Consider the following 18,111-nt stretch of genomic DNA (forward strand, 5'->3'; position numbering starts at 1 on the left):
GACTATGCCATGGGTGCTCCGGCTGCACGCCGGAAGGCTCAGGCGAGTTCCCTCAGCTCAGGACTATCGGTGATCGGGGTCAGGACGTCGAGCACCTCGCGGAGCGTCGCGATCCGACGGGTGTCGCCGGACCAGTTCTGGTGGCCGCCGTCGAAGTGCACGAACTCCGCGCCGAGATCCTCCGCGATCTCCCGGTCGTGATTGGTGTCTCCGATGACGAGCACAGCGCTCGGCGGGAGGCCGGATGCCGACAGCCACCGCGCGATGACGTCGTGCTTGGACGCGCGATACGGGTCGTCGATCGACAGCACGTCCTCGAACGCGTCGCCCAGATCGTACGGGGCCATCTGCTGCGCGAGTGCATCGGGAAGGGTCGCCGAAGCGAGCACCTGGCGGATGCCGCGCTCGTGGAGAGCCGCGAGCGTGGCGCGCGCATCGGGGTGGAGCTGCGCCTCTCCGACCCGCGCCGCGAGCAGTTCGAGGTAGGCCGTCGCGGCGGGCACGAATCTGTCATCGCCGAGCCCGACGGAGCCGTAGAAGTCCCGGATCGGGAATCGGAAGACCGATCGGTAGGCGTGCTCATCGGTCAGCGGATCGAGCGCGTGCTCCTCGAGCACGGAGTTCATCACCTGACGACAGATCTCCACGTCGTCGAGCAGCGTGCCGTTCCAGTCCCAGCACACGGCGCGGATGTGATCCATGCTCATGCCCTCACGCTACAAGCGGTCGCCGACATTGGGGCCACCGCTCATCGCGCCCACGCAGCGGACGATCCGCCGATGTTCCGACGATTCGCCGAGATATCCGCGGGGAAAGGTCGGAGGATCGTCGTCGCTTCGGAGGATCGTGCGCGCGTCAGGCGAGCTCGATGAGGTCCTGGTACTCCTGGCTCCAGATGTCTTCGACTCCGTCGGGCAGGATGAGCACGCGCTCCGGGTTGAGCGACTGCACGGCGCCGGGATCGTGCGAGACGAGAACGACCGCACCCTCGTAGTGCGCGAGGGCGCCGAGGATCTCCTCGCGCGAGGCGGGGTCGAGGTTGTTGGTCGGCTCGTCGAGCAGCAGCAGGTTCGCCGAGGAGACGACGAGAGTCGCGAGCGACAGACGCGTCTTCTCTCCACCGGAGAGGACTCCCGCGGGCTTCAGCACGTCGTCGCCGGTGAACAGGAACGAACCCAGCACCTTGCGCGCCTCGGTCTCGGTGATGTGCGGTGCGGCCGAGACCATGTTCTCGAGCACCGAACGGTTCACGTCGAGGTTCTCGTGCTCCTGCGCGTAGTAGCCGACCTTGAGGCCGTGCCCCGGCTCGAGCTGTCCGGTGTCGGGCTGGTCCACACCCGCGAGCATGCGCAGCAGCGTGGTCTTGCCCGCACCGTTGAGGCCGAGCACCACGACCTTGGAGCCGCGGTCGATGGCGAGGTCGACATCGGTGAAGATCTCGAGCGATCCGTACGACTTCGAGAGTCCGGACGCCATCATCGGCGTCTTGCCGCAGGGCGCCGGCTTCGGGAAGCGCAGCTTCGCGACCCGGTCTTCCTGGCGCACCTCGTCGAGTCCGGCGAGCAGCTTCTCAGCGCGCGCGATCATCTGGTGCGCCGCAGCCGCCTTGGATGCCTTCGCGCCGAAGCGTGCCGCCTGCAACTGCAGGGTCGTGGCCTTCTTCTCGGCGTTGGCGCGCTCCTTCTTGCGACGCTCCTCGTCGGCCACCCGCTGGCGCAGGTAGTTCTTCCAGTTCATGTTGTACGTGTCGATGATCTGGCGGTTCGCGTCGAGGTAGAACACGCGGTTGACGGTCTCGCCGACGAGCTCGACATCGTGGCTGATGACGATCAGGCCGCCCTTGTACCCCTTGAGGAACTCGCGGAGCCACACGACGCTGTCGGCGTCGAGGTGGTTGGTGGGCTCGTCGAGGATCATCGTCTCGGCATCGGAGAAGAGGATGCGGGCGAGCTCGATGCGGCGACGCTGACCACCGGAGAGCGTCGACAACGGCTGATCCAGGATCCGGTCGGGAAGCGACAGGTTGTTCGCGATCGACGCCGCCTCGGCCTCCGCCGCGTAGCCGCCCTGGGCCTCGAACTGCTCGGTCAGGCGGGCGTAGCGCTTCATCGCCTTGTCGGCGACGGCGGGGTCGTCCGAGCCCATCGCGAGTGCCGCCTCGGTCATCCCGAGGTTCAGCTGCCCGAGTCCGCGGGCATCGAGGATGCGCGTGCGCGCTAGGTCTTCGGGGTTTCCGGAACGCGGGTCCTGCGGAAGGTAGCCGAGCTCGCCGGACCGTGTCACGCTGCCGCCGGAGGGCAGGACATCACCGGCGAGCACCTTGGTGAGCGTGGTCTTCCCGGCCCCGTTGCGGCCGACGAGTCCGATCTTGTCTCCGTCGGCGACGCGGAACGAGACGTTCTCCATCAGCAGGCGCGCGCCAACGCGGATCTCGAGGTCGTGCACGGCAAGCACAGCGGACGTCCGTTCTTTCAGGGAGGGTGTTCGGCCGATCGGCCAGCCTCCCAGTATAAGTGCCATGGCCGGGAGCGGCGGTCAGCAAGATCAGCCCGGAGAGTGAGGCCCGCGATACCCCAGAGGGATGACCGCCCGGGTACGCCCTGCATAGCGTGCAGGAGTGGACATCCTCAACGAGCTCATCATGCAGGCCATCGCCTCGCCCTGGCTGTACCTGGTCCTGTTCACGGTCACCGTGATCGACGGCTTCTTCCCCCCGGTGCCGAGCGAGACGGTGCTCGTGGCGGCCGCGGCCGTCGCCGCGTCCACCGGCGACGGGAATCTGCTTCTCCTCGGTGCGGTCGCCGCGATCGGCGCGGCGATCGGCGACAACATCGCCTTCGTGATCGGCCGACGGCTCGGCACCACGCGCTTCGCCTGGATGAGACGCCCCCGTGTGGCAGCGACATTCGCCTACGCTCAGCAGGCGCTCGATCGGCGCAGCGCCACCCTCATCCTCGGCGCCCGCTACATCCCGGTCGGACGCGTCGCGGTCAACATGTCCGCCGGGGCTCTCGAGTTCCCGTGGCGGCGTTTCCTGCCTCTGAGTCTGATCGCCGGTGCCAGCTGGAGCGTCTTCAGCCTGGCGATCGGCCTGCTCGCCGGCGCCTGGATCAAGGACCAGCCGCTGCTGAGCGCCGGTCTCGGCATCGTCATCGCGCTCGTGATCGGCTTCACGATCGACCGCATCGCCGCGGCCCGGCGCCGCCGCGCTCCCGCGCCGCAACTGGCAGGATGACAGTCATGGCACGCCGCCGACAGCGCACACCGCTGCGCCAACGGATCAGCCGTCGCACCTTCGCCCTCGGGGCGCTGGGTGCGGCGGTCGTGGCGTTGTACGCGATCCTCGTCCCGCTCCAGACCGTCCTGTCCGGCACGCCGCTGCCTCTGTCGTTCATCCTCGGCGCGGCGCTGTGCGTCTCGCCTGTGCTCGCGATCAGCCGCCCGGTCTGGGCGATCGGCTTGTTCACCGTGGGAGCACTCACCCTGCCACTCACGGTCGTGCCGGAACTCGCGATCCAGTCGCCGTGGCCCTGGCCCGTCCCCGCCCTCCTGACCTTCGCCCTGTTCGTCGGGGTGGTCACATTCCTCCATGGCGCACGCCTCGGTGCCTTCGCACTGATCCTCGGCGCGATCGCGTCGCTTCTGGCGCCGGTGCTCCGCCCCGACATGGTGGCCACGCCGGAGTCATCCGCCAGCGCCACGGCCGACCTCATCGTCACGACAGCGGTGGCATCCGCGGTGTACCTCATCGCGGCGCTCGTCGCCGGGAGGGTCCGGGTCGCTGCCGAGCTGACGCGCGAGAAGGAGCACAGCGCGCTCGAGGAGGCCCGGCGCGCGCTCGTCGAGGAACGCACGCGGATCGCGCGCGAGCTGCACGACGTGGTCGCACACAGCATGTCCGTGATCCAGGTGCAGGCGTCGACCGCCAAATATCGCATTCCCGCGCTCAACGACGCGGCGACAGCCGAGTTCGACGACATCGCTGCGACCGCCCGCGGCTCGCTGGCCGAGATGCGGCGGATGCTCGGGGTGCTCCGCACCGAAGACCAGACCGCCGAGCTCGCTCCCCAACAGGGCATCGACGACATCCCGGCGCTGGTCGACACCATCCGCCGCGCGGGGGTCGAGGTCGGACTCGTGCTCGAGGGCGGCGAGGCCGCAGCAGCCGCGACACCCTCGGTGCAGATCGCCGCGTTCCGCATCGTCCAGGAGGCGCTGAGCAACGCCGTGCGGCATGCGCCCGGTGCCCGCATCGCCGTGCAGCTGCGTGCCGAGGCCCGCAGCATCCGCATCCGTGTGCACAACGGCGCACCGCCCCGCACGCCCGACGGCCCCGGCGGGGGCTACGGCCTGCGCGGGATGCGCGAACGCGCCGAGATCCTGGGCGGCAGCCTTTCGGCCGGCCCCTCATCCGATGGCGGCTGGGACGTGGAGGCCGTGCTCCCCCTGGATGCGGACGGTTCCGATGCGGGCGCAGCCGCTTCTCTCGACAAGGAGACCCCGTGACGATCAGCGTCCTCATCGCCGACGATCAGGCCATGGTCCGTGCGGGTTTCGCCGCTCTCCTCGATGCCCACGAGGGCATTCGGGTGTCCGGGCAGGCGGCGAACGGCGCCGAAGCCGTCGCCCTGGCGGCGCGTCTGGATCCCGACGTGATCCTGATGGACGTGCGCATGCCCGAACTCGACGGGATCGAAGCCACCCGGCGGATTCTCGGCCCGTCGTACCCCGCCGCGCATGTCCCCCGGATCCTGATGCTCACCACCTTCGACATCGACGACTACGTGTACGACGCGCTGGAGGCCGGAGCCAGCGGGTTCCTGCTGAAGGACGCACTCCCCGAGGAGCTCGTGCACGCGGTGCGCGTCGTCGCGAACGGGGATGCGCTCCTCGCGCCGAGCGTGACCCGACGAATCATCGAGCAGTTCGCCGGCCGCAGGCCCCGTGCACCTCGCCCGACCACTGCGCTCGCCGAACTCACCGACCGTGAGCGGGAGGTGCTGGTACTGATCGGGAAAGGGCGCTCGAACACCGAGATCGCGGCCGACCTCTTCATCGCGGAGCAGACCGTCAAGACCCATGTCGGCAAGGTACTCGCCAAGCTGAACCTCCGCGACCGCGTGCATGCGGTGATCCTCGCCTACGACACCGGACTGGTCGAGCCGTCCTCCTGACTCACACCGTCGTAGGGGGTCGTAACGGCACCCGAGGGTGATGCATCCGCGGACACGGCATCCATAGTCTCCTGGGACACCGCTCCCGAGGAGGACTCATGACCACCGTCCAGGCACCCACTGCCGGCATCATCGCGCCTCCGCAACGCGCGTCCCGTGACACCGGGATCGACTTCGTCCGGGCGCTCTGCGTCGTCGGCGTGGTCCTGCTCCACTCGATCATGGTGGGCGTCACCGTCGACGCGTCCGGCCCCGTGTTCGAGAACGCCAGCGACGGTACCGGGTGGATCGCACCGCTGAGTTGGCTCCTCCAGGTGATGCCGCTGTTCTTCGTCATCGGCGGGTTCTCCGGGCTCCTCGCCTACCGTCGGCTGCGGGAGCGCGGCGGGAGCGCCCTCGGGTTCGTGGCCGGGCGACTGCATCGTCTGCTGCGACCCGCCGTCTTCACGATCGCCATCGTCGGGGTCGGGCTCGCGCTCCTCACGGTCTTCGGTGTACCCGCCGATCTGATCGCGACCGCGGGCTTCCGCTACGGTCAGCCGCTCTGGTTCCTCGGCGTCTTCCTCCTGTGCCAGGCGCTGCTTCCCGCATTGGCCGCCGCCCACGAGCGCGCCCCCTACCGCACGATCGGTGCTCTCGTCGCGGCATCCATCGCCGTCGACGTGTTGCGCGCCGCGACCGGGCTCGAGGGCCTCGGCTTCCTGAACCTCGCCTTCGTGTGGATGACGCTGCAGCAGCTGGGGTTCTTCCTCGCCGACGGACGCATCGGGCGCCTGAGTCGACGCGTCCGGGCCACCGCGGGCCTCGGCGCCCTGCTCCTGCTCGTCGCAACGTTCCTGACCGGGGTGTACTCCCCCGACCTCATCGCCAACATCAACCCGCCGACTGCAGCCCTCCTGCTCGTCGGCGTCGCACACACCAGCCTGCTCTCCCTGCACCGCGAACGCATCGAGCGGTTCAGCCGCCGACCGCGCGTGGCGGCATTCACGGCGTTCGTGACGGTGCGCACCATGACGATCTATCTCTGGCACATGCCTGTCCTGCTGGTGATGGCCGGCGCGACCGCCGTGTACGCCCTCGTCACGGGCGTCACGCTCCCGGCGCTCGACAGCGCGGACTGGTGGGCGGCCCGACCGCTCTGGCTCGCGACCGCGCTCGCGCTGACCGCACTCGTCGCTGTGGCCTTCACCCGTTTCGAGTCACAGCCCGCGCCGCAGGCCACCGGTTCGCTACCCCGCCTCGTCGCGGGAGCGCTGAGCGGCCTGGTCGGTGTCCTGATGCTCCTGGTACTCGGCACATCCGTCGCGACCGCTCTGATCGCGGTCGCCCTGATCCTCGCGGCGCTCCGACTCGCGTCTCAGACGACGCCGCTGCCGCCGGTCGGAGTGCGCACGCTCGTCCCCGCATAGGGTCAGCCCAGGCCCCGTGCTGCCAGCGCGTCACCGACATCGTCCGCGTGTCGGAGGGCGAGAACGAACAGGGGCACCACGGCGCGCACGCCCAACCGCACGTCGCGGGCTCGCGACGCATCCCGCACGCGCTCCGCGAAGCCGGCGATCACGGGGATCGTCGTGATCGTGAGCGAGATCGTGAGCGCCACCGCGTCGGGATCGACTCCCCATCGCTGGAACGGGCGCAGGATGCCCTGCAGCACCTCCACGAGATCCGCCATCCGGGTCGTGAGCGTCAACAGGCTCGCGAGCAGGAGAATCGTCACGACGCGCCCCGTGCCGACCCACGCCGCGAGAGGCGAGACGAAGACCCCGAGCGCCGCGGCGAGCACGACGATGATCCAGCGCAGACGCCAGATCTCGAGCAACGGCACCCGGATGGGCATTCCCCCGATGCCGTACAGCGCGAGGACCGCCGCGAGCGAGAGGGGGATGCTCACCGCGTCGTGGGGGTACAGCGACAGAACGAGTGCTCCGATCGCCAGCGCGGCGAGCTTGAGCCCGGCAGGAGCGCGATGGAGGATGCTGCTTCCGGGACGGTAGAGCGCGATCATCCGCACGCTCGACGATAGGCCGCGATCACGGTCGACGGCTCTCCGGACGCCGTGACCCGCCCGTCTTCGAACAGCATCGCGGCCTCACAGCGCGCGGCCAGTTCGAGGTCATGTGTCACCACGACGACCTGGGCCCGCTGCGCCAGGAGCAGGTCGCCGATGCGTCGGGAGTTGCGCAGGTCGAGGAGTGTCGTCGGCTCGTCCGCGACGATGAGCTGCGGTTCGGTGGCCAGCACTGCGGCCAGGGCGAGCATCTGCTTCTGGCCCCCCGACAGGCTGGATGCGGGGACATCTGCGTGGTCTGCCAGACCATGCACGGCGAGGGTGTCTCTGACGCGATCGGCGATCTCGGCCTTCGCCCGGCCGCGCAGGGACAGCGCGATGTCTTCGGCCGGGGTGGGCATGAGGATCTGCGCATCGGGGTTCGTGAACACGAATCCGACGCGGCGGCGGAGGGCGGCGCGGTCACGCATCGTGTCGAGGCCGTGCACCCTCACCTCGCCGGCGCTCGGAGTGACGAGTCCGTTCAACAGCCGGGCGAACGTGGACTTCCCCGACCCGTTCGCACCGATCACCGCGATCGTCGGAGCCGTCAGCGAGGCGGTGACCTCTCGCAGCACGGGGCGGCCGTCGAGCACCACCGAGACCGCGTCCACGGCGATCGTCGCGACACCCGTCTCTCGTGTGCGTGTCATGCGGATCCCTCCGACGCGTTTCTCCTGAACACCGTTCACCTGAACGTCGTTCACTATAATCGGAGGATGAGCCCGGAGACGAATCAGGCACGGCACGACCGCGACAGCGTCGCCCGGAGCGCGCTCGCCCTCCTCGACGAAGTCGGGCTCGCCGACCTCTCGATGCGGCGCATCGCCGCCCGCCTGGATGTACAGCCCTCTGCCCTCTACTGGCACTTCACCAGCAAGCAGGAGCTGCTCGCCGAACTCGCCGACCGGATCACCGCATCGATCCCCCGCGGCAGCGACGGCGTGCTGGCAACCGCCCGAGGCATCCGCGACGCCCTCTTCACCCACCGCGACGGCGCCGAACTGGTCCTCAGCACCTATGCCCTGCAACTCGGCTCCTCGCACGCGCAGTCGGTGCTGACCGCGGCACTGGAGGCCCACGGCGCACCCGACGCCGCTGACCGGGGCGCGGCGATCCTGCACTTCGTCCTCGGACACGCCACCCTCGTGCAGCAGCGCATGCACGCCGACAGCCACGGTGCGCTGCCCACCGCCGGGGAGATCGACGTCACGGCCGGCCTCGACCGTGTCTTCGACCTCGGAGTGACTGCGCTCGCGGGGGTGCTCAGCGCACCGGCGACTCCGCCGCGTGCCCGAGCCTGAGTCCGGGCACGATCGCGAGAGCGACGAGTCCGACGCAGAAGGCGAACACCGCACCGAAAGCACCCGCCTCACCTCCGAGGGATGCCACCGCGAGACCGGCCAGCGCGATCGCGACGGCCGAACCGGTGGCGTCCGAGATCGACAGGGCAGAGGAGTTGAATCCCTGATTCGTCTCGTCCGAGTACGCGAGCGTCAGGACGGTCAACCGCGGGTACAGCAGCCCCATCCCGCCACCGGCGAATGCCCAGCCGAGCACCACCACCGCCGCCGAGACGTCGAAGAGCGCGGCGACGAGGACGCAGAGCAGCGCCACCAGGAGCGAGCCGAGACTGATCAGCGTGATGCGGTGATTCCCCAGACGCTCACCGTATCGCCCCTGCAGCGCCGAGGCGCCGGCCCAGGCCAATGCCGCCAGCATCAGTGCGACTCCCGCCCACGTCGCACTGAAGTCGAACTTCTTCATCAGCAGGTACGGGATGTAGGCCTCAGCGGCGAAGAACGCACCCGCCACAATGCCGCGCATCAGCACCACGCTCGGCAGCCCCTGGCCCGCGCGCAACGTGCACCGTGGCAGCAGCGGGAGCACGGCGAGTCCGATCGCGACGACGGCGCCGAGCGCGGCCGGCCAGCCGACCGACGGTGCCATGTCGGCAGAGAAGCCGATCACGACGGCGAGAACGGCCACGACCACGGCGAGTGCGAGGCGCACGACGAGGGCGCGTCGGTTCTGCGGCTCCCCCTGCCCCAGGTCGACACCACGGAGGCGGACAGCGATCATCACGAATGCGGCGCCCGTCAGCACCGCGACGCCCAGGAACGCCCATCGCCAGTCGAGGTACTCCGCGACGGCCCCGGCCAGGAATGGTCCGACCATCGACGGCACGACCCAGGCCGCGGCGAAGGCGGCGAAGATCCTGCCGTGCAGATGAGGCGGATACAGCCGCGCCACCACCACGTAGAGCGCAACGGTCTGCCCGCCGGTGCCGAGCCCCTGGACGAGTCGTCCGATCAGGAACTGATGCATCGTCACGGCGAAGCCCGAGACGAGAAGACCGACGATGAAGAGCGTGACGGCGACATACAGGGCGCCGCGCGGTCCGCGCGCGTCCGACCACGCGCCCGTGGCGACCATGCCGATCACACTCGTCGCCAGGGTGCCGGCGAAAGCCACGGCGTAGAGGGCCTCGCCGTGGAGAGCCTCGCTGACGATCGGCATGACCGTCGTCACCGCGAGTGCCTCGATGGCGGCGAGGAAGATCAGGGCGACCGCGCCGAGGGTCACCCAGATGCGTTGGCGGTCCCAGATCGTCGCGGCGTCGACCGGAGTCGTCATCGGCCCACGAGCGCCGCGATGCGCTCGATCGCCTCAGTGATGATCTCCGGGGAGGTGCCGAAGTTCAGCCGCACATGGCCCGCACCCTCGGCGCCGAAAGCCGGTCCGAAGTGCAGGGCGACCTTCGCGTCGCGCAGGATGCGTCGCGCGGGATTGTCGCCCCAGTCGAGCGCGGTGAGGTCGATCCACGCGAGGTACCCGGCGTCCGGAATGCGATAGCGCGCACCCGGCAGGTGAGCCGCCAGAAGGTCCTCGAGCAGCACTCGATTCTCATCGAGGGTGCGCAGCAGCCCATCCAGCCAGGGGTCGCTCTCTTCCGAGAATGCGGCCACGGCGGCGAGCAGACCGAACTGTCCGGTACGCCACTCCACCTCGACGGGCAGGCCGCGCACGACCTCACTCGTCGCGTCGTCGGCGGTGACCATCAGGGCACACTTCAGACCTGCGAGGTTGAACGCCTTGCTGGCGCTGACGACTGCATAGCCGACGCGCCGGGCCGCATCGCTCACGGCGAGGAACGGCGTGAACCCGGTTCCCGGTTGCGCGAGCGGCGCATGGATCTCGTCCGAGACGACGGCCGCCCCGAACTCATCCGCCAGCTCCGCGAGCGCGGCGAGGCCGTCACGGTCATGCACCGTGCCGGTCGGGTTGTGCGGGTTGCAGAGCAGGATCGCCGTCGCTCCGTCGTCGAAGGCCGCACGGATGCCGTCGAGATCGAGTTCCCATCGGGTTCCCGTGTCACGCAGCGGGACGCGCTCCACCTCTGCGCCGGCCTCGGCGACCAGGTCGTAGAACGGCGGATACACCGGAGGGGTCACGACGACCCGCTCCCCCGGCTGCGTCACACGGCGGAGGATCTCCACGATCCCCATGCTCACGTCCGCCGTGCTCCGCATGCGCGCGGGGTCGGGCTCCCAGCCGTAGCGTCGGTTCGCGAAAGCGGCGAACGACTCGGCGAGCGGTGTGCGCGATGCGACATACCCGGTGTCACCGATCTCCACGGCGCGCCGCAGCGCATCCGAGATCGCCGGCGCCAGCGGGAAGTCGGTCTCGGCGACGAACAGCGGAAGCACATCGTCCGGGTACTCACGCCACTTCTCGCTGCTGCGCTCGCGGAGCTCCGCCAGAGGCAGTGCCTTCACCTGAAGCATTCGTTCTCCCGAGGTTCCGAAACGCGTCATCGTCGTATCGTCGGATCCGACGCGCGCGTCGTCGTGCCGCCTCGCGGCAGCGGTCCCGTGCGGATCAGATCGCGAAGCCGAGCGCGCGCATCATGTCGCGCCCGTCGTCCGTGATCCGCTCCGGACCCCACGGCGGCATCCAGACCCAGTTGATGCGGAATCGATCGACGACGCTGTCCAGAGCCTGAGCGGTCTGGTCCTCGAGCACGTCGGTGAGCGGGCAGCCCGCGCTGGTCAGCGTCATGTGGATGACGAGAGCATCGTTCTCGTCATCCCAGGCGAGGTCGTAGATGAGGCCGAGGTCGACGACGTTGATCCCGAGCTCGGGGTCCATGACGTCTTTGAGAGCCTCGGTGACCGCGTCGTACTTCTCGTCCGTGAGGGTCGCTGTCATGCGATCAGCCTACGCCTCGATGGGGGCTGCAGGGTCGAGGAAACGGTCGTATCCCTCGTTCTCCAGCCGGTCTGCGAGCTCGGGGCCGCCCTCTTCGACGATCTTGCCCGCGACGACCACGTGGACGAAGTCGGGGCGGATGTAGCGGAGGATGCGGGTGTAGTGCGTGATCAGCAGCACGCCGAGGCCGGTGGACTCCTTCGCGCGGTTGACGCCCTCGGAGACGATCTTGAGCGCGTCGACGTCGAGACCCGAGTCGGTCTCGTCGAGGACTGCGAACTTCGGCTTCAGCACCTCGAGCTGCAGGATCTCGTGGCGCTTCTTCTCGCCGCCGGAGAAGCCCTCGTTGACGTTGCGCTGCGCGAACTTGGGGTCCATGCGCAGATTCGACATGGCCGCCTTGACGTCTTTGGTCCAGCCGCGGATCGCCGGTGCTTCGCCGTCGAGCGCGGTCTTCGCCGTGCGGAGGAAGTTCGTCACCGTGACGCCCGGGATCTCGACCGGGTACTGCATGGCGAGGAAGAGCCCGGCGCGGGCGCGCTCGTCGACCGTCATCTCCAGGACGTCCTGGCCGTCGAACGTGATCGAACCGGAGGTCACCGTGTACTTCGGGTGACCGGCGATCGTGTAGGCCAGGGTCGACTTGCCCGAGCCGTTGGGGCCCATGATGGCGTGGGTCTCACCGGTGTTCATGGTGAGGTTGATTCCGTTGAGGATCGGGGTGGTCCCCGCATCGGTCTCGACCGTCACATGCAGGTCGCGGATCTCGAGAACAGACATTCTTCAAACTTCCTTAATAACAGTCGGATCGATGAGCACGTCGTCGCCGTCGATCTGGACGACGTAGACCGGGACGGGCTCATATGCGGGGAGATTCTGGGGCTTGCCGGTGAGCAGCGAGAACGCGGAGCCGTGAGCCCAGCACTCCACCGTGTCACCTTCGACGAAGCCTTCGGACAGCGAGATGTCGCCGTGGGTGCAGGTGTCGCCGATGGCGTGGATGACTCCCTCGCCGTCTTTGATCACCGTGATCGGCACGCCGCCCGGATCGACACGCAACGGCATGTCCTGCTCGAGGTCGGCGACTCCGCAGACGCGTTCGGCGGTCATGCACTCACCTCGGCCAGCTCCGTCTCGATCGCCGCCAGAAGCTCGGCCTCGAGGGCGGGGATGCCGAGGCGCTGCACGATGTCGGTGAGGAAGCCGAGCACGACGAGCCGACGTGCCTCCTCCTCGCTGATACCGCGCGCCTGCAGGTAGAACAGCTGCTCGTCGTCGAAACGCCCCGTCGCACTCGCGTGTCCGGCGCCGAGGATGTCGCCGGTCTCGATCTCGAGGTTCGGGATCGAGTCGGCGCGGGCGCCCTCGGTGAGGACCAGGTTGCGGTTCGCCTCGTAGGAGTCGGTGCCCGTGGCGTCGGCTCCGATCAGCACGTCGCCGATCCAGACGCTGTGTGCGCCCTGCCCCTGCAGCGCACCCTTGTAGAGGACGTCACCCTTGGTGTGCGGTCCCTTGTGGTGCAGGTACACCTGGCTCTCCAGATGCTGCCCGGCGTCTGCATAGGACAGGCCGTAGAGGTACCCCTCAGAGCCTGCGCCTGCGAGCTCGACGTTCGGGTTGACGCGCACGACGCCGCCGCCGAAGCTCACGACGAAGTGCTTGAGCGTCGCATCCGCACCGACCCGTGCCTGGTGTGCAGACGCATGGACCGCGTCATCCGCCCACTGCTGCAGGCTGATGACCGACAGCTTCGCGCCGTCGCGGACGATGATCTCGACGTTCTGGGCGTACTGGGCGGACCCGGTGTGCTGCAGGACGACGGTCGCCGAGCTGTGCTCGAGCGCCTCGATCACGATGTGCGCGTCGGCACGACGGTCGGCTCCGAGACCGGCGATGGAGACGAAGATCGGCTCTGCGACCTCTTCCTCGCGCGGGATCCGCACGTGGAGGGCCTCGGCGGATCCCTGCCAGGCCACGGCCGCGGTGACGTCTTCGGCGAGGAAGACCTCGCCGCGGGGGGCGGTACCGATCGCGAGCGGCGCGGCGATGTACTGCTCCCCCGCGTTGATCGTGTAACTCACACCGTCGTTCTGCGGAGCCACCTCGAACAGCGAGGTGAGCTGCGCGACGGGTGTGTGCTTCCAGTTGACCTCGCGCCCGGTGGGGGCGCCGAAGTCGGCCGGCTCGAAAGAGTGCGGACGCTCGGAGCGGGTCTGCACCGGGACGAATCCGGCCGCGGCCACCTGGGCGGCGGGGTCGATGTGCGCGTTCGTGTGCTGCGCCTCGGCAGGCGCTGTCGTAGCGGCGGTCACTAGCCGACCGATCCTTCCATGCCCATCTCGATGAGCTTGTTCAGTTCCATCGCGTATTCCATCGGCAGTTCCCGCGCGATCGGCTCGATGAAGCCGCGCACGATCATCGCCATCGCCTCGTCCTCGGGCATGCCGCGGGACTGCAGGTAGAACAGCTGCTCCTCGCTCACCTTCGAGACCGTGGCCTCGTGGCCGAGCTGCACGTCGTCGACACGGATGTCGATCGCCGGATAGGTGTCGGAGCGGGACTTCGTGTCGACGAGCAGAGCGTCGCAGCGCACGGTGTTCGCAGAGTGGTGTGCCGCGGCGTCCACGCGTACCTCACCGCGATAGCCGGCACGTCCTCCGCCGCGGGCGATCGACTTCGAGACGATCGACGACTGCGTGTAGGGCGCCATGTGGATCATCTTCGCGCCGGCGTCCTGGTGCTGACCGGGACCGGCGAAGGCGACCGACAGGGTCTCGCCCTTGGCGTGCTCGCCCATCAGATAGATCGACGGGTACTTCATCGTCACCTTGGAGCCGATGTTGCCGTCGACCCACTCCATGGTCGCACCCTCGTACGCCACGGCACGCTTGGTGACCAGGTTGTAGACGTTGTTCGACCAGTTCTGGATCGTCGTGTAGCGAACGCGGGCGTTCTTCTTCACGATGATCTCGACGACGGCCGAGTGCAGCGAGTCCGACTTGTAGATCGGGGCCGTGCAGCCCTCGATGTAGTGGACGTAGCTGTCCTCGTCGGCGATGATCAGGGTCCGCTCGAACTGGCCCATGTTCTCGGTGTTGATACGGAAGTACGCCTGCAGCGGGATCTCGACGTGCACGCCCTTGGGGACGTAGACGAAGGAGCCGCCCGACCACACGGCCGTGTTCAGCGCGGCGAACTTGTTGTCACCGGCGGGGATGACCGAGCCGAAGTACTCCTCGAAGAACTCGGGGTGCTCGCGCAGGGCCGTGTCGGAGTCCATGAAGATGACGCCCTGCGCCTCCAGGTCCTCGCGGATCTGGTGGTAGACGACCTCGGACTCGTACTGGGCTGCCACACCGGCCACGAGCCGCTGACGCTCGGCCTCGGGGATGCCGAGGCGCTCGTAGGTCTCGCGGATCTCGGCGGGAAGGTCTTCCCACGTCTGCGCCTGCTTCTCGGTGGAGCGGACGAAGTACTTGATGTTGTCGAAGTCGATCTCGCTGAGGTCGGCGCCCCAGGTCGGCATCGGCTTCTTCCCGAAGAGCTGGTACCCCTTGAGACGGGTCTTCAGCATCCATTCGGGTTCGCTCTTGAGTGCAGAGATTCCTCGCACGACCTCTTCCGAGATCCCGCGTTTGGCGATGGCGCCGGCGGCGTCTTCATCGTGCCAGCCGAATTCGTACACCCCCAGACCGTCAAGCTCCGGGCGGTCGATCAGTACATCCGACATCCAACACTCTCCTCACAGGTCCCAAACGGTGTCATCCGCCCCGACACACCTGATCCCCGTCGAGTCTGCGGGAGCGGGTGCCGTTGGTGGGCCCTCATCACCGGCGCTTCCATCGCGCCTAAACTGTTGTCGATGCTTCAGCGCGGTCAGCGCTCATCGCAACAATCCGATTCTACAGGTTCCGCCTGACAGACGGGCCATGCCCGCAGGTTCCAGCGCGGTCCGGAGGACTAATGCCCGAGACGACGATCCCCGCCTCCACTCCGACGCAGACGGCTCCGCCCCGTTCTGCTCCGTGGGGACGCGCGCTGACGGTCTTCGCCTGGCTCTCCTTCCTCAGCGAGACCATCATCATCGGCACCGGCGGCGCGGTGCGCCTCACCGGATCGGGCCTCGGATGCTCCGACTGGCCGCTGTGCACACCGGACTCCCTGGTCCCGATCCTCGAAGTGCAGGGCATCCACGGCATCATCGAGTTCGGCAACCGCCTGATGACGGGCGTGGTCGGGATCATCGCGCTGGCCGTCGTGCTGCTGGTCCTGCACCTCTTCAGCGGGAAGCGCGGCCTGGTCACCGCGCTCTGGTACGCCGCCGGCGGCATCGTGGCGGCCGTCGCCGCGTTCGGCATCGCCGCCCCCTTGCACTTCCCGGCCTCCCCCATCGCGCTCGGCGTGCTCTTGATCGCCGTCATCGCGGCGGCGGTCCGCTCCATCCGCACGACGCCCTCCCGACGTGACCTGGTCCTACTGGCCTGGCTCGTGCTCATCGGCGTGGTCGCCCAGGCGCTCGTCGGCGGCATCACGGTGCTGACCGGCCTCAACCCCTTCATCGTGGGCTTCCACTACACCTCGTCCCTGCTGCTCGTCTGCATCACGGCGGCGTTCCTGGTGCGCCTGAAGACGGACGGCGGACCCCGTGAGCGCGCGGTTCCCGCGTGGTTCGCGGCTGTCACCCACGTGACCGGCCTCGCACTCGCCGTGACGATCGTCTTCGGCGTGCTGACGACCGGGTCGGGTCCCCATTCCGGCGACGCGGATGTGCTGCGGCACGGCTTCGACGCGACCGTGCTCGCCCACGTGCACTCGTGGCCCGGCTACATCCTGGCCGCCCTCGTGCTGTTCCTCACGGTCGCCGCCTGGGTGCTGCGCCTGGAGCCGCGGCGCTGGCTGCTCGTCCTGGTGCTGGCGATCCTGGTGCAGGTCGGTGTGGGGGTCTGGCAGGCACGTGAGGGACTCCCTCCGCTGCTCGTCGGCATCCACATGGTGCTCGCCTCGCTCTCGGCCGCCGCGTACACCGTGGTCGTGCTCCATCTGAAGCGCCGGGTCCCCGCCGAGGCCTGACCCCGCACAGGCGATCCACAGCTCGCACATCGCCGACTCATCAGCGTGTCCGCGATCGTGGACGACATGAACAAGTCACTCTCACGCAGCATCGGATTCTGGCTCCTCCTGGTCGTGTCCCTCGCCACGACAGCTGTCGGCGGATGGCTCATCTCCGGTCAGATCGGGACGATGACGACCACCCTGCTCGACGGCACGGCCACGGGCGTCGAGGTATACGTCGGCCAGTCTCTCGTCGTCGTGGGCGCAGGCGTCCTCGCGGCCGGAATCGTCGGCATCCTGCTCACCCTCGGGCTCGTCGCGGCACGCTCGCTCGTCCCCGCTCCCGCCCCGGCCGTCGTCGAGGCGATCGACTGGACCGCCGAGACCGCACAGCCTCAGGCCGCGGCCGAGCCCGCAACGTCCGAAACCACCGCATCCCCCGAGGCAGCGCCGACGTACGACACGGCGACAGTCGACGAGGTGCCCGCCGCTGACGCGCACGACACCGCTCGGGACGACGCTCCCGCCGGCGACGCGAAGCCGGACGACTCGACGATCACACGCTGATCTTCTGAGCGGAAAGAACGACGGAGCGGCGCCGAGGAATCGGCGCCGCTCCGTCGTTTCAGAAGCTTCGGGTCAGAACGGCAGCAGCGGGTCGATCGCGACCGCGACGAAGATCAGCGTCAGGTAGGTGATCGAGGCGTGGAACACGCGCATGGGCCGCGGCTCGGTGCCGTGGACGGCGCGGTTGTAGAGCCGGTGCGACTCGTAGATGAACCATCCGCCGAAGACGGCCGCGGAGACGGTGTAGACCAGGCCCATGTCCGCGATCGGGACGAGGAGCAGAGAGCACGCCACCGTCGCCCACGCGTAGAGGATGACCTGGAGGCCGACCTGCGAGGCGTTGCGGGTGACACCCAGCATCGGCACGTCGACGTCTTCGTAGTCGTCCTTGTACTTCATCGACAGCGGCCAGTAGTGCGGCGGCGTCCAGAGGAAGATCAGGAGGAAGAGGACGAACGCCGGCCAGTCGAGCGAGCCGGTGACGGCGGACCAGCCGATGAGCACGGGGAAGCACCCGGCGATGCCGCCCCAGATGATGTTCTGCTCGGTGCGGCGCTTGAGGATCATCGTGTAGATCACGACATAGAAGAAGATCGCGGTCGCGGACAGGGCTGCGGCGAGCCAGTTGGTCGTGGCGAGCAGCCAGACCGTCGAGACGATCGCGAGCGTCCAGGAGAAGATCAGCGCGCCGCGCGGGCTGATCTCGCCCGTGACCAGCGGTCGATTCTCGGTGCGGTGCATGTGCGCGTCGATGTCACGATCGAGGTACATGTTGAATGCGGCGGCGGAACCGGCGCTCAACGAGCCGCCGATGACGGTCGCCAGCACCAGCCACAGGTTGGGCAGTCCGCCCTGCGCCAGGAACATCACCGGAACGGTCGAGACGAGCAGAAGCTCGAGCACACGCGGCTTGGTGAGCGTGATGTAGGCCTTCACCGTGCGACCGATGGACGACTTCCTCACGGTCTGATCAGACATCGTCGAGATCTCGATCGCCTCCTCCGCACATGTGACCGGACAACCTCTCCAGTCTATGACACCGGATGACGTCATCCGCGC

The 18,111-nt window shown here is 68.4% G+C and carries 19 protein-coding genes; 7 read left to right on the forward strand and 12 right to left on the reverse strand.

Annotated features, from left to right (window positions below):
• Positions 1 to 38: 38 nt before the first annotated feature.
• Positions 39 to 707, reverse strand: a complete 669-nt coding sequence (locus OC372_RS04630) for an HAD family hydrolase (RefSeq protein WP_262001051.1) — start codon at positions 705 to 707, stop codon at positions 39 to 41.
• A 148-nt stretch (positions 708 to 855) separates the two neighbouring features.
• Complete coding sequence (gene abc-f, locus OC372_RS04635) at positions 856 to 2,454, reverse strand: ribosomal protection-like ABC-F family protein (protein ID WP_262001052.1); 1,599 nt, start codon at positions 2,452 to 2,454, stop codon at positions 856 to 858.
• 163 nt (positions 2,455 to 2,617) lie between these two features.
• Between abc-f and OC372_RS04640 the strand changes: the two genes are divergently transcribed.
• The 4 genes from OC372_RS04640 to OC372_RS04655 all read left to right on the forward strand — a co-directional run bounded on the left by OC372_RS04640 (position 2,618) and on the right by OC372_RS04655 (position 6,583).
• Positions 2,618 to 3,235 carry a DedA family protein gene (locus OC372_RS04640; RefSeq protein ID WP_105710075.1) on the forward strand — a complete coding sequence of 206 codons (618 nt, stop codon included), beginning with the start codon at positions 2,618 to 2,620 and terminating at the stop codon, positions 3,233 to 3,235.
• A gap of 5 nt (positions 3,236 to 3,240) precedes the next feature.
• Positions 3,241 to 4,506, forward strand: coding sequence for a sensor histidine kinase (locus OC372_RS04645; RefSeq protein ID WP_105710076.1), 1,266 nt, complete (start codon positions 3,241 to 3,243; stop codon positions 4,504 to 4,506).
• The gene (locus tag OC372_RS04650) at positions 4,503 to 5,174 is read left to right on the forward strand and encodes a response regulator (protein ID WP_105710077.1); all 672 of its coding nucleotides are present in this window, start codon (positions 4,503 to 4,505) and stop codon (positions 5,172 to 5,174) included. Before OC372_RS04645 ends, OC372_RS04650 begins: the two co-directional genes overlap by 4 nt.
• A 98-nt stretch (positions 5,175 to 5,272) precedes the next feature.
• Positions 5,273 to 6,583: an acyltransferase family protein gene (locus tag OC372_RS04655; protein ID WP_262001053.1), complete on the forward strand. Its 1,311-nt coding sequence runs from the start codon at positions 5,273 to 5,275 to the stop codon at positions 6,581 to 6,583.
• 2 nt (positions 6,584 to 6,585) lie between these two features.
• Here the strand turns inward: OC372_RS04655 and OC372_RS04660 are convergent, their stop codons facing one another.
• Positions 6,586 to 7,179 carry an energy-coupling factor transporter transmembrane component T family protein gene (locus tag OC372_RS04660; RefSeq protein WP_262001054.1) on the reverse strand — a complete coding sequence of 198 codons (594 nt, stop codon included), beginning with the start codon at positions 7,177 to 7,179 and terminating at the stop codon, positions 6,586 to 6,588.
• The gene (locus tag OC372_RS04665) at positions 7,176 to 7,874 is read right to left on the reverse strand and encodes an energy-coupling factor ABC transporter ATP-binding protein (protein ID WP_105710360.1); all 699 of its coding nucleotides are present in this window, start codon (positions 7,872 to 7,874) and stop codon (positions 7,176 to 7,178) included. The genes OC372_RS04660 and OC372_RS04665 overlap by 4 nt, the downstream gene beginning before the upstream one ends.
• A gap of 66 nt (positions 7,875 to 7,940) precedes the next feature.
• Between OC372_RS04665 and OC372_RS04670 the strand changes: the two genes are divergently transcribed.
• The gene (locus OC372_RS04670; protein ID WP_262001055.1) at positions 7,941 to 8,525 is read left to right on the forward strand and encodes a TetR family transcriptional regulator; all 585 of its coding nucleotides are present in this window, start codon (positions 7,941 to 7,943) and stop codon (positions 8,523 to 8,525) included.
• Here the strand turns inward: OC372_RS04670 and OC372_RS04675 are convergent.
• From OC372_RS04675 to sufB, 7 genes are all read right to left on the reverse strand, one after another.
• The gene (locus OC372_RS04675; protein WP_262001056.1) at positions 8,488 to 9,858 is read right to left on the reverse strand and encodes an MFS transporter; all 1,371 of its coding nucleotides are present in this window, start codon (positions 9,856 to 9,858) and stop codon (positions 8,488 to 8,490) included. The two genes, OC372_RS04670 and OC372_RS04675, sit on opposite strands and share 38 nt — an antisense overlap.
• The gene (locus OC372_RS04680; RefSeq protein WP_262001233.1) at positions 9,855 to 11,009 is read right to left on the reverse strand and encodes a MalY/PatB family protein; all 1,155 of its coding nucleotides are present in this window, start codon (positions 11,007 to 11,009) and stop codon (positions 9,855 to 9,857) included. Before OC372_RS04680 ends, OC372_RS04675 begins: the two co-directional genes overlap by 4 nt.
• A gap of 94 nt (positions 11,010 to 11,103) precedes the next feature.
• A complete protein-coding gene (locus OC372_RS04685) occupies positions 11,104 to 11,433 on the reverse strand; it encodes a metal-sulfur cluster assembly factor (RefSeq protein WP_021200756.1) in 330 nt (109 codons plus the stop codon).
• A gap of 9 nt (positions 11,434 to 11,442) precedes the next feature.
• Positions 11,443 to 12,213 (reverse strand): Fe-S cluster assembly ATPase SufC, encoded by a 771-nt coding sequence (sufC, locus tag OC372_RS04690; protein WP_029261756.1) that lies wholly within the window; start codon positions 12,211 to 12,213, stop codon positions 11,443 to 11,445.
• 3 nt (positions 12,214 to 12,216) lie between these two features.
• Entirely contained in the window at positions 12,217 to 12,543 is a 327-nt protein-coding gene (locus OC372_RS04695; RefSeq protein ID WP_017830403.1) for a non-heme iron oxygenase ferredoxin subunit, read from the reverse strand.
• A complete protein-coding gene (gene sufD, locus OC372_RS04700) occupies positions 12,540 to 13,745 on the reverse strand; it encodes a Fe-S cluster assembly protein SufD (RefSeq protein ID WP_105710082.1) in 1,206 nt (401 codons plus the stop codon). The genes OC372_RS04695 and sufD overlap by 4 nt, the downstream gene beginning before the upstream one ends.
• Positions 13,745 to 15,163, reverse strand: coding sequence for a Fe-S cluster assembly protein SufB (sufB, locus tag OC372_RS04705; protein WP_262001057.1), 1,419 nt, complete (start codon positions 15,161 to 15,163; stop codon positions 13,745 to 13,747). Before sufB ends, sufD begins: the two co-directional genes overlap by 1 nt.
• 233 nt (positions 15,164 to 15,396) lie before the next feature.
• Between sufB and OC372_RS04710 the strand changes: the two genes are divergently transcribed.
• Together OC372_RS04710 and OC372_RS04715 are read left to right on the forward strand one after the other, a co-directional pair.
• The gene (locus OC372_RS04710) at positions 15,397 to 16,503 is read left to right on the forward strand and encodes a COX15/CtaA family protein (RefSeq protein WP_105710083.1); all 1,107 of its coding nucleotides are present in this window, start codon (positions 15,397 to 15,399) and stop codon (positions 16,501 to 16,503) included.
• Positions 16,504 to 16,569: 66 nt separating this feature from the next.
• Positions 16,570 to 17,052 carry a tetraspanin family protein gene (locus tag OC372_RS04715; RefSeq protein WP_262001058.1) on the forward strand — a complete coding sequence of 161 codons (483 nt, stop codon included), beginning with the start codon at positions 16,570 to 16,572 and terminating at the stop codon, positions 17,050 to 17,052.
• Positions 17,053 to 17,124: 72 nt separating this feature from the next.
• On the opposite strand, the gene OC372_RS04720 is transcribed toward OC372_RS04715, so the two are convergent.
• Positions 17,125 to 18,030: a heme o synthase gene (locus OC372_RS04720; RefSeq protein ID WP_262001059.1), complete on the reverse strand. Its 906-nt coding sequence runs from the start codon at positions 18,028 to 18,030 to the stop codon at positions 17,125 to 17,127.
• Positions 18,031 to 18,111 lie beyond the last annotated feature (81 nt).

The organism is Microbacterium sp. Mcb102 (genome assembly GCF_024519805.1).
Lineage (GTDB): Bacteria > Actinomycetota > Actinomycetes > Actinomycetales > Microbacteriaceae > Microbacterium.

Coding starts and splice junctions, on each gene's coding strand:
- OC372_RS04660 (WP_262001054.1), bottom strand. CDS start 7,179: ATGATCGCGCTCTACCGTCCCGGAAGCAGCATCCTCCATCGCGCTCCT.
- OC372_RS04675 (WP_262001056.1), bottom strand. CDS start 9,858: ATGACGACTCCGGTCGACGCCGCGACGATCTGGGACCGCCAACGCATC.
- sufC (WP_029261756.1), bottom strand. CDS start 12,213: ATGTCTGTTCTCGAGATCCGCGACCTGCATGTGACGGTCGAGACCGAT.
- OC372_RS04645 (WP_105710076.1), top strand. CDS start 3,241: ATGGCACGCCGCCGACAGCGCACACCGCTGCGCCAACGGATCAGCCGT.
- OC372_RS04715 (WP_262001058.1), top strand. CDS start 16,570: ATGAACAAGTCACTCTCACGCAGCATCGGATTCTGGCTCCTCCTGGTC.
- OC372_RS04655 (WP_262001053.1), top strand. CDS start 5,273: ATGACCACCGTCCAGGCACCCACTGCCGGCATCATCGCGCCTCCGCAA.
- OC372_RS04685 (WP_021200756.1), bottom strand. CDS start 11,433: ATGACAGCGACCCTCACGGACGAGAAGTACGACGCGGTCACCGAGGCT.
- OC372_RS04665 (WP_105710360.1), bottom strand. CDS start 7,874: ATGACACGCACACGAGAGACGGGTGTCGCGACGATCGCCGTGGACGCG.
- sufB (WP_262001057.1), bottom strand. CDS start 15,163: ATGTCGGATGTACTGATCGACCGCCCGGAGCTTGACGGTCTGGGGGTG.
- OC372_RS04680 (WP_262001233.1), bottom strand. CDS start 11,009: ATGCTTCAGGTGAAGGCACTGCCTCTGGCGGAGCTCCGCGAGCGCAGC.
- OC372_RS04710 (WP_105710083.1), top strand. CDS start 15,397: ATGCCCGAGACGACGATCCCCGCCTCCACTCCGACGCAGACGGCTCCG.
- OC372_RS04630 (WP_262001051.1), bottom strand. CDS start 707: ATGAGCATGGATCACATCCGCGCCGTGTGCTGGGACTGGAACGGCACG.
- OC372_RS04670 (WP_262001055.1), top strand. CDS start 7,941: ATGAGCCCGGAGACGAATCAGGCACGGCACGACCGCGACAGCGTCGCC.
- OC372_RS04720 (WP_262001059.1), bottom strand. CDS start 18,030: ATGTCTGATCAGACCGTGAGGAAGTCGTCCATCGGTCGCACGGTGAAG.
- OC372_RS04695 (WP_017830403.1), bottom strand. CDS start 12,543: ATGACCGCCGAACGCGTCTGCGGAGTCGCCGACCTCGAGCAGGACATG.